The 8,278-nt window shown below is 56.1% G+C and carries 7 protein-coding genes and 1 CRISPR repeat array (1 of these 8 only partly in view); of the genes, 4 read left to right on the top strand and 3 right to left on the bottom strand.

The annotated features are described in order from the left end of the window. The first annotated feature begins 106 nt into the window (after window positions 1-106). From CKO25_RS12630 to CKO25_RS12615, 4 genes are all read left to right on the top strand, one after another. Window positions 107-1,159 carry a serine/threonine protein kinase gene (locus CKO25_RS12630; RefSeq protein WP_200388284.1) on the top strand — a complete coding sequence of 351 codons (1,053 nt, stop codon included), beginning with the start codon at window positions 107-109 and terminating at the stop codon, window positions 1,157-1,159. 135 nt (window positions 1,160-1,294) lie between these two features. Then, entirely contained in the window at window positions 1,295-2,560 is a 1,266-nt protein-coding gene (locus CKO25_RS12625; protein WP_200388283.1) for a protein kinase family protein, read from the top strand. Window positions 2,561-2,562: 2 nt separating this feature from the next. Continuing rightward, window positions 2,563-3,939: a sensor histidine kinase gene (locus CKO25_RS12620; RefSeq protein WP_200388282.1), complete on the top strand. Its 1,377-nt coding sequence runs from the start codon at window positions 2,563-2,565 to the stop codon at window positions 3,937-3,939. Between the two features lie 13 nt (window positions 3,940-3,952). Beyond that, window positions 3,953-4,963 carry a response regulator gene (locus CKO25_RS12615; RefSeq protein WP_200388281.1) on the top strand — a complete coding sequence of 337 codons (1,011 nt, stop codon included), beginning with the start codon at window positions 3,953-3,955 and terminating at the stop codon, window positions 4,961-4,963. 28 nt (window positions 4,964-4,991) lie between these two features. Here CKO25_RS12615 and cas1 read toward each other — a convergent pair whose 3' ends face one another. The 3 genes from cas1 to CKO25_RS12600 are packed head-to-tail and all read right to left on the bottom strand — an operon-like array spanning window position 4,992 to window position 7,408. Then, window positions 4,992-5,939 carry a CRISPR-associated endonuclease Cas1 gene (cas1, locus tag CKO25_RS12610; protein WP_200388280.1) on the bottom strand — a complete coding sequence of 316 codons (948 nt, stop codon included), beginning with the start codon at window positions 5,937-5,939 and terminating at the stop codon, window positions 4,992-4,994. 12 nt (window positions 5,940-5,951) lie between these two features. After that, window positions 5,952-6,563, bottom strand: a complete 612-nt coding sequence (locus CKO25_RS12605) for a CRISPR-associated endonuclease Cas2 (protein ID WP_200388279.1) — start codon at window positions 6,561-6,563, stop codon at window positions 5,952-5,954. Then, entirely contained in the window at window positions 6,560-7,408 is an 849-nt protein-coding gene (locus CKO25_RS12600; protein ID WP_200388278.1) for a reverse transcriptase domain-containing protein, read from the bottom strand. Before CKO25_RS12600 ends, CKO25_RS12605 begins: the two co-directional genes overlap by 4 nt. Window positions 7,409-7,739: 331 nt before the next feature. Then, window positions 7,740-8,278: direct repeats of the CRISPR family, unit length 36 nt; unit sequence GTCTGGCGAATAGAGCCGATTTAGAGGCGATGAAAC; it runs 4,856 nt beyond the window's last position.

The raw sequence follows: 8,278 nt of genomic DNA, 5'->3' as shown, positions 1-8,278 counted from the left end.
TCCGCGACGATCCAATGTCCCGCCCGCGCCCCCACCTCGCCCGGCCGCGACCTCCCGCTCCAGCCCGAGCGTAACCGCTTCAAAGCGTCCAGCGAGTAACCAGCCCATGCAAGCGCCACCGAGCCTGAAGTCTTATCGTGACCCGGATCTCGATCGTAACGTGGTCGAGGTGACTCAGGGCGGAGCCGTCTATCGCATTCCGGCGCGACTCGGCCCGGATGGACGCTATGAAGTCACCAAAGTGCTGTCTGTCGGAGGCTTCGGAGTCATCTACGAGGGGCGGGACCGGCGTCTGTTCGACAAGCCGGTGCTGATCAAGGCCATCCGCTATAACCGTCGTCCTTTGCGTGTACCCAACAATCGGGCCGTACTCAAGGAGGTCGAGGCGCAGCGCCAGCGCTTCGATCACGAACGCAAGATGCTGCTGGCCGGCTACCGGCGCGGCATCGGCGGCATCCCGATCCTGCTCGATGTGGTGCAGGATCTGGGCTTGGATCTCTATGGCCCGCATACCGACGACCAGGGCGAGCGGCACGATTACAACCTGGACGATCAATGGCGCTCGGAACCCTATCTGATCCTCAGCTTCGTCACAGGGACACCGATAAGCAAGGTGTTGGACCAGGAGTTCTTTACCCGCAATCGTCTGGGCAACACCAAGCAGGTCATTCTGCAGGTCGGGCGCATGCTTGATGCTTTCCATGACGAGGAAGAGCGTCAAGGGCGGCGCATCAGCTTCATCTATCAGGATCTCAAGCCGGACAACATTATCTTCACCCGTGAAAAACAGCCGGTGCTGATCGACTTCGGCGGCTTTGCATTCCGTGTGGACGGGCAGACACAGACCCCGTTTGCGCGCACCGGCACGCCGGGTTATCAGCCGCCAGAGTTTCTTGACGGCACGACGGTCGACCGGCTCGACGCGCGCGCCGATGTCTTCTCGCTGGGCATGACGGTCTATCACCTACTCGGCAGTGTCGCCCCCAGGGCCGATGCTCAAGGCTATTCGGTCTGCGATCCCGCGATCCTGAGCCGGTTTCCGCCACCCTGGCGCGCCTGGATCGAACAGGCCACGCGCGCCGATCGCCATCAACGCTTCGCGAGCATGAAGCAGGCGATTGCGCAGGCGTATCCACTGCCATCGAAAGTGACGCCCTGAGGAGAACTACGCATGCATTTTCAAGCCGGCACCGTCATTCAGGATCATCGGAGCGAACGACGCTGGCAGGTCGTCGGGCCGCTCGAACAGTTACCGAACCTGAAACGCTGGGCCGTTCGCGACCAAGCCCCCGGCATGGAGCGCGACATCCAATTGCTGACGCTCGATTACAGCGAGCTGCCGACACGGGATCGCGATTTCGCCATTCAGCACTTGCGCGACGACTTAATGCGCGTCGCCCGAATACTCGGTGAAGGCGGTTACAACTTTCTCCCCGAGCCGATTGATCTGATCACATTCGACAATCAGCATGATCCCATGGAGGCAGAACTCAGGAGCACGGAGATCGGTCTGGTGCTTGCGCAGACGTCGGGCAAGAAGCTGTTGCCGTTGCGTACTGATCGTGATGGTCGAATCAATGTCGCCAATCTGCGTCAACTCATCGTACCGACGCTCAAAACCATGCGACTGCTCCATAACCGAAAAGTCGTCATGCAGGCGGTGGCCCGAACCCAGGTCACGATCAATCCCGTCACCCAACTGCCCTATTTCAAAGGCATTCAGACCCTGATGTTCATGGGCGACTTCAACGGCTTCAATCCCAATCGAGCCGGTCTGTTGCCTAGCCGGGTATTCGCCGCTCCCGAATGCTTCGATTCGAACGGCCGGCTCACGCCGGCCACCGACATCTATGCCGCAGGCAAGCTGGCGATGCAACTGCTGCTCGATCAGGATTACGTCCGGCATTTCACGCCGCAGAATCCCTGTCCGAGCGACGTGCAAACGCTCATCAATGCGCTGGGTCTGCCTGAACCCTGGCCACGCTTTCTGGCGATGTGTCTGCAACCTGATCCTAGACAACGCTTCCAGAATACGTTCGAAGCCGAGCAGTTTCTGTTGCCCCGCGACACGCAGGAGGCTATAAACAAGACATTCTGGACTTATCGTGAAAATTCCCAGCTTCCCGAAGCGATGCTGTTGATTTGGGGTGAGCGCCTGACCGCTAAAAACCAGATGTTCAATTATCGCAAGCTGTATGAGGATTTGGCGCTCAATTACAACCTCAAGCCGCGCCTGTTCTTTCAGACCCATCGCCAGGGATCAGTCTCGGACAATCCATTCTTTGTGATGCTCCAGAATCAATACGGCCTGGAAGTCATCCCGCTCGACGGCACTCAGGATCCCATCGGTGTGCTCAACCATGCGCTCGATCCGCATCTGGCCAACACCCGCCATCTGATCCTGGTCGGCGGCGCCGACGAGGCCGGCGTGCAGTGCCTGCTGCAACACCCGAATGCCGCCGACTGGCGCATCCACTGGATACGCGGTGCCGGCAACTGGAACCCGAGCCTCGCCGTCGAGCGCGTGACCGACGCGGCCAAATACATTCGGGACAAATAACCATGAGCGCGCTTCCGTTGCATCGGATCGTGCCGGGCTGGAACGAGGTACTGATCCCCTTTCGCGAACGCGACTATGGGCGCGCGCTTACTCTGGCGCTCGCCTTTCTCGACGAGATTGCGCGCGAACCGGCCCTGGCCGCGCGTCTGGGGCCGCAACACCTGGCCAACATCCACTACACCATCGCCGAAAGCGCCTTCGGCGTGCTGGATACCCAAACCCTGGCGGATATGGACGCGCACCCCGCCTGGACGCGCTTCTTTCAGGCCATCGACGACTATCTGCGGATCCTGGATCGCGCCCGCCTTGAGCAGCCCGACGAAGGCTGGTGGCAGATCGAGTCCTTTCCGATCACCCTGTTCGGCCACACCCTGCACCTCCTGCTGCGCGCCGGCGCGTCCTCAGCCGAAAACATCGAAGCGCGCACCCTGGGTTTCATGGCCATCTGGCCGGATCTCGCTCTGCGGCGCCTGCTCGAAGCCATCCAGGCCGAGCGGCTCGACGTGCTGCGCCCCGGCCATCTCGAACGCACCCAGACCCTGGCCGGGATCTATCTGCGCCTGAGCGCCGAACGCCCCGCCGACGCCTATCGTCAGGCACGCGCCCAGGTCATGGACATGCTCGCGGACCTGACCTATTTCACCGGCACCAACACGGCGGAAGATCAGGCGCTGGCCTGGCTCGAACAGGCACTGGCGACCCATCCGGAAGATCCGTTCGCACGCCAACGCATCAAGGACATCCGCGATCGCCGCACCGTCATGGAACAGATTCGTCGCTTCAATCACGACGCTAATACCGCGATTGCCGATCTATTGAGCAATCTCGATCGACTGGAATCATCAGCCCTTCCAGAGCAGGCTGGCGAGTTGGTCGAACGGATGCGGCGCGGCGTGCAGCGCATCCACGGCGTCCATCGTTTCGTTCAGCGTCAACAGGCTCAATTCACCTTTATCCCACTGCGCCGAACGATCGAACGACTAGTGCACGGCTATAATGACCTAGCAATCCAGATCAGTGGCGCCGATGACGAAGCGCGCCTGGAAACCGATCCCGATTATTTCCAGATCGTCCTCGATATTCTCATCCGGAACGCGATCGAAGCCTTCGAGCGACAGGGAATTGACCCCATCGAGCGCCGTCTGGAGATCGATTTCGATCCCATGCGACAGATCATTCAGGTGCGCGACAACGCTGGCGGCATCGACCCCCGGCTTCGGGAGCGGCTATTCGAGCCGTATGTCAGCAGCAAGGCCGTCAAGCAGACCACCGGTCTGGGACTGGCTAACGCCCGCGCCATCATGGCGCTGTTCGATGGACAACTGACGCTCGCCGACCCCCAACCATTAGGCGGTGCCGAGTTCTTACTGTATTTCTAGGGAGATCCCGATCATGTCCGAACCTACCCCAAGCATCCTGTTCATGGACGATGAACCCAACAGCGATATCGTCAGCCATGCCGTGGAACGCTTGCGGGCGAGTGGATTCTGTGTCGATGTCATCGAAACCCTGGGCGAAGCCGTCGTGGCTTGTTATCACCGTTATTACCAGGTCTTCATCCTCGACATCGACATGAGCCATCAGGTGGTCGATGAAGACGGTGACGGTGTGCAAGTGCTCAAGGGACTGATGGCACTGCACAACCAGACACGCGTGATCTTGTTCAGCGGTGCCGGCACCGTCGATCACTGGTTCCAGGCCGCTAATGCCCATTGCCACGCCTATATTCACAAACTTGATCAGGATCCAGACACTGGGGCCGAGAGCATCGAACGGTTACTGAGTGCCGTGCGTGGTGCCATCCATACGTGGACCGATCCCGGAACGCTAACGCCAGGTGTACCACCGGCACGGCTGCTACTGGTCGGAGACGATGTTGGCTTGAATGCCAGCGCACGCCAGGCCGTCGAAGATGCGCTCGGAGCCGACTGGGTGGTCGACGAGCAACCCTTGAGTCCTGATCTGGAGCTAGACCCTAGCACCTACGGTGGCATGCTCATCCTTCAACCTCAGTTCAAGATGCGCTCCCGTGTGCGCGAGGCACTCACCAGACTGCTGGCCTTAACCCCGACTCCACAGTGCATTGTTGGCTGTGAAGGACGTGAGGAATTTCGACCCTCGATTCTCGATCTCGCAAACCGGCATCCCTTCCGCCTTATCGACTTGCTTCATCCGAGCTGGGAGAAGCAATTGCGCGACGCACTTCAGTCCGCTTGTGAATGGTATGGACAGACCGAGATTCAGAACGCCGACCTCGCAGCACTGCGCCGCTACCAAGTGTTGCTTCCAGAAGATGTCGATCAAGATTTGCAAGATGAAATCGACACACTCGAATTCGATTCAGAACGCGAAGATGACTCTTCCATTCATAAAGATAACGGACAGCGTGAGCCTATTTTCTAACGGCCAGTGCTGCGAAATTTCCTCTCTCCTACGACTCGAATAGAGCCCGAACGCGTTTGTCCAGTTTCAGACCCAGCATTGTACGCAAGGCATCCAAATGCTCCCGTGCCACATGTTCCAGCCAGGGTTCAGCGCCGGTATACCAGCGTTGAAAAAAGCGCCCGCTCGCTTCCTTGGTGAGACGGCAACCGTTCTCCGGATCGGTCTTGAAATCCTCAAGACGAAAGCCATCATCAGCCCTCATCATCGTCAACACCCATTCATCCACCCAGGGGCGCAGGGGTTCGATGAGATCAAGCGCCAGACTCGGCCGCCCCGACGCCGGCGCATGTAGAAAGCCCAGTGCGGCCTCGAAGCCATCACGTGTAGCGATTCGGCCTACGGCATGACAGACGAGGGTATAGCCTAGCGACATCAACGAATTGACGGGGTCACGCGGCGGTCGGCGCGAGCGGCCCTGAAAGCCCCAGGCTGGATCGTGCAAATTGGCCCATTGGTTGAAATAGCGCGCGGTTGAGGCACCCTCCACTCCAAGTAGTCGGCCGATTTCCGTGGTTTTCTGGACGCTGGCAAGCACATCTTCGAGCGGCAGATGCACGCCATGTTGTCTTAAACACTCTGCCTGGGCCTTAATCTTGCTGACCACGAATGACTGCGCCACAGCGAGGCGCTGTGCTTCGTCCAGGTAAGCGGAATATTGTGCTAGACGCACCCAAAGCGCACCCTGTGCCTGAGGAAAAAGATGACGTGCCGGTTCACGTGGACGCCCTGGCAAGATCACAAGGCTGACACCGGCAGCTAGACAGGAATCGATCAAGCGGCTCGAAAGGTACAAATCCGCTGTGACCAGAATCTGTTTGATCGAGTCAATACCAACACGATGGCAGGCTCCGCCCGGTTGTTCAAGGATGATGACGCCCTGTTTGAATGACAAGCAGGCACCAGCCTGGTCAGCGATCATGGTGGCCTTTTGCATGGTGCATAACCTCTATTTAACGAACTCAGCCAACGGCGGCATGGCGCCACAAAGAAACCATAAATCATCTGGACTGGATAAAGCATAAGCCCTCAAGTCATCGACACCTTGCTCCAGTAGATCGCATACTTCATTCAGGAGTTCTATCAACTCGACGCCTAGCCCCTGAAACAAATAAAGAGAACGTTGTAGAAAAACAGTCTTGCGGCGCATCATCTGATGTAGTCGTCGCAATCTTCGAACCTCACGCACATCATAAGCCAGAATGTAGCAGCCATCATGGAGGTTTGGCGGCAGTACTGACATACGATGTGCAAAGAGAGAAGCTGGTCGAGCCGAGGACAAGGTATAGACGGGGCCATCTCCACGACGAGATAGACGGAAAACAACTAAGCTATCAGTCTCCTCATCAACCCATTCCATAAGTTCGCGGCTGATTGCTCCGGCTTCGGGTGGTGTCAGAATCACCTCATGCACAGACAACTGCCCGTCAAAGCGAAGTGGATAAAGGAGGCGGCGCACCTGGCGAGCTAGCCTTGGAGAACTGATGTCGTAGCTAAATACGAACATAGCTCGTTCAAAAGCTGAACGGCTGAAGCAAGTTGCATGTGGAAGTGCTCTCATAAAAGAATCCTCGCGCGCGCGGTAGGTAATCGCTTACCGAGAAAACGATAGCTTGAGCGGCTTTTGAGAACACATGTTTTTTCGCCGTTAAGTTCTAAACCCAACCGTGCAACGCTGTTGGCAGCAAATTCGAGAGCAGTATAAGCACCCTCTTCATCGCCAGCCATGACCATAAAATTGTCCGCATACCGAACAAATGGGATTCCTGCTTCTTCGAGATCCATATCGAGATCATGCAGATAGAGGTTACATAGTAATGGAGATACGACCAGACCTTGAGGTAAGCCGATACGATCGCCACGGTATCGATGGCGTAGCGGCAAAGTTTCAAACCATAAGGCAAAAAGATTGGTTAGTCGTGAGTCATCGCTGAGCAGATCCACCAAATTCAAAACAGGATCTTGCGGAATCGAGTCAAAGCAGGCAGTAATGTCGGTGTCTCCAAGCCAAATATAGCCTTGACGGACCCATTCTCTGACTCGTGAGAGTGCCATATCGATCGTACAGAGAGGACGGTAGCCAAAACTCGCCGGGTGAAAGAATTGCTCGGCGATCGGCTCGAGAACTAATATAACAGCGCGCTGAATCAATTTATCGCGGGCATAGGGAGCACAGACAAGACGTCTGCCGCCACACGACTTAGGCACATCGAAACAATTTAGGGAATAGGGACGATAATGTCCGGACTGAAGTTCACGGATAATGCTTTCGAAATGCCAGTCTAGTTCAGTTTCTACTTCTTGGATTGACAGTTTCGGAGTCCACTGACCTTTGTTTTTACGGATCGACTGCCAAGCCAGATTCAAGACATCAAAAGTACAAACCTTATCAAAAAGATAAGCCATGATATCGGCTACCCGGTTTTCGCTGGTATAAACAGTCAACGCAGCAAGTTGGCAGGTTTTGAAATCTTAGCCGGAATCGAGTAAATAGATAGGGATAACCCTGTAGTTGAGCATCTAGCTATGGTATGAATCAGTCGATGTCAGAATCTAGCCTGATGAAAAAATCAGGCTTAAGATAAAATGTTGCTTGGCATGCATTTACTTGACAAAACATAGTCTTGTGACATAATCGATATGTCGTCAGATGCGATAGACTCCTATGTCTGCCAGAAACAATCACCCAACCCGTGTCCGCTCAGAAGCCTGCACAGGGCAAATTATCCACAGATGGGTCTGGCGAATAGAGCCGATTTAGAGGCGATGAAACGGTCATAGGATCGCCGTGCGAACACGGCGATGATGTCTGGCGAATAGAGCCGATTTAGAGGCGATGAAACGTGCGAGGTGCGGTCATGTCTTTCTCCTTGTGGTTGTCTGGCGAATAGAGCCGATTTAGAGGCGATGAAACTTTCGCGCTCTGTGAGCAACGAGCTCTTCGGTTTGTCTGGCGAATAGAGCCGATTTAGAGGCGATGAAACTCCGGCGGAGGTTTTCCTTGTTAATATTGCTCGTCTGGCGAATAGAGCCGATTTAGAGGCGATGAAACGACCATCTTCCGTGATGAATGCTCCGTCGGATTCGTCTGGCGAATAGAGCCGATTTAGAGGCGATGAAACTCACCAGCCCCGTTGCGGGAGCAATAGTGATGGAGTCTGGCGAATAGAGCCGATTTAGAGGCGATGAAACCGGGTTAATGAGAAAATCAGAAGGGACAATCGTGTCTGGCGAATAGAGCCGATTTAGAGGCGATGAAACGCCCTGCAGGCGCTT

The organism is Thiocapsa imhoffii, from assembly GCF_016583985.1.
GTDB classification, from domain to species: Bacteria; Pseudomonadota; Gammaproteobacteria; order Chromatiales; family Chromatiaceae; genus Thiocapsa; species Thiocapsa imhoffii.
Note: the sequence above shows the minus strand (reverse complement) of the source record. Positions and strands in the feature narration are given on the sequence as shown.

Excerpts from the sequence above, each read along its gene's own strand:
- CKO25_RS12630 (WP_200388284.1), top strand. The coding sequence starts at position 107 with ATGCAAGCGCCACCGAGCCTGAAGTCTTATCGTGACCCGGATCTCGAT.
- CKO25_RS12625 (WP_200388283.1), top strand. The coding sequence starts at position 1,295 with ATGGAGCGCGACATCCAATTGCTGACGCTCGATTACAGCGAGCTGCCG.
- CKO25_RS12620 (WP_200388282.1), top strand. The coding sequence starts at position 2,563 with ATGAGCGCGCTTCCGTTGCATCGGATCGTGCCGGGCTGGAACGAGGTA.
- CKO25_RS12615 (WP_200388281.1), top strand. The coding sequence starts at position 3,953 with ATGTCCGAACCTACCCCAAGCATCCTGTTCATGGACGATGAACCCAAC.
- cas1 (WP_200388280.1), bottom strand. The coding sequence starts at position 5,939 with ATGCAAAAGGCCACCATGATCGCTGACCAGGCTGGTGCCTGCTTGTCA.
- CKO25_RS12605 (WP_200388279.1), bottom strand. The coding sequence starts at position 6,563 with ATGAGAGCACTTCCACATGCAACTTGCTTCAGCCGTTCAGCTTTTGAA.
- CKO25_RS12600 (WP_200388278.1), bottom strand. The coding sequence starts at position 7,408 with ATGGCTTATCTTTTTGATAAGGTTTGTACTTTTGATGTCTTGAATCTG.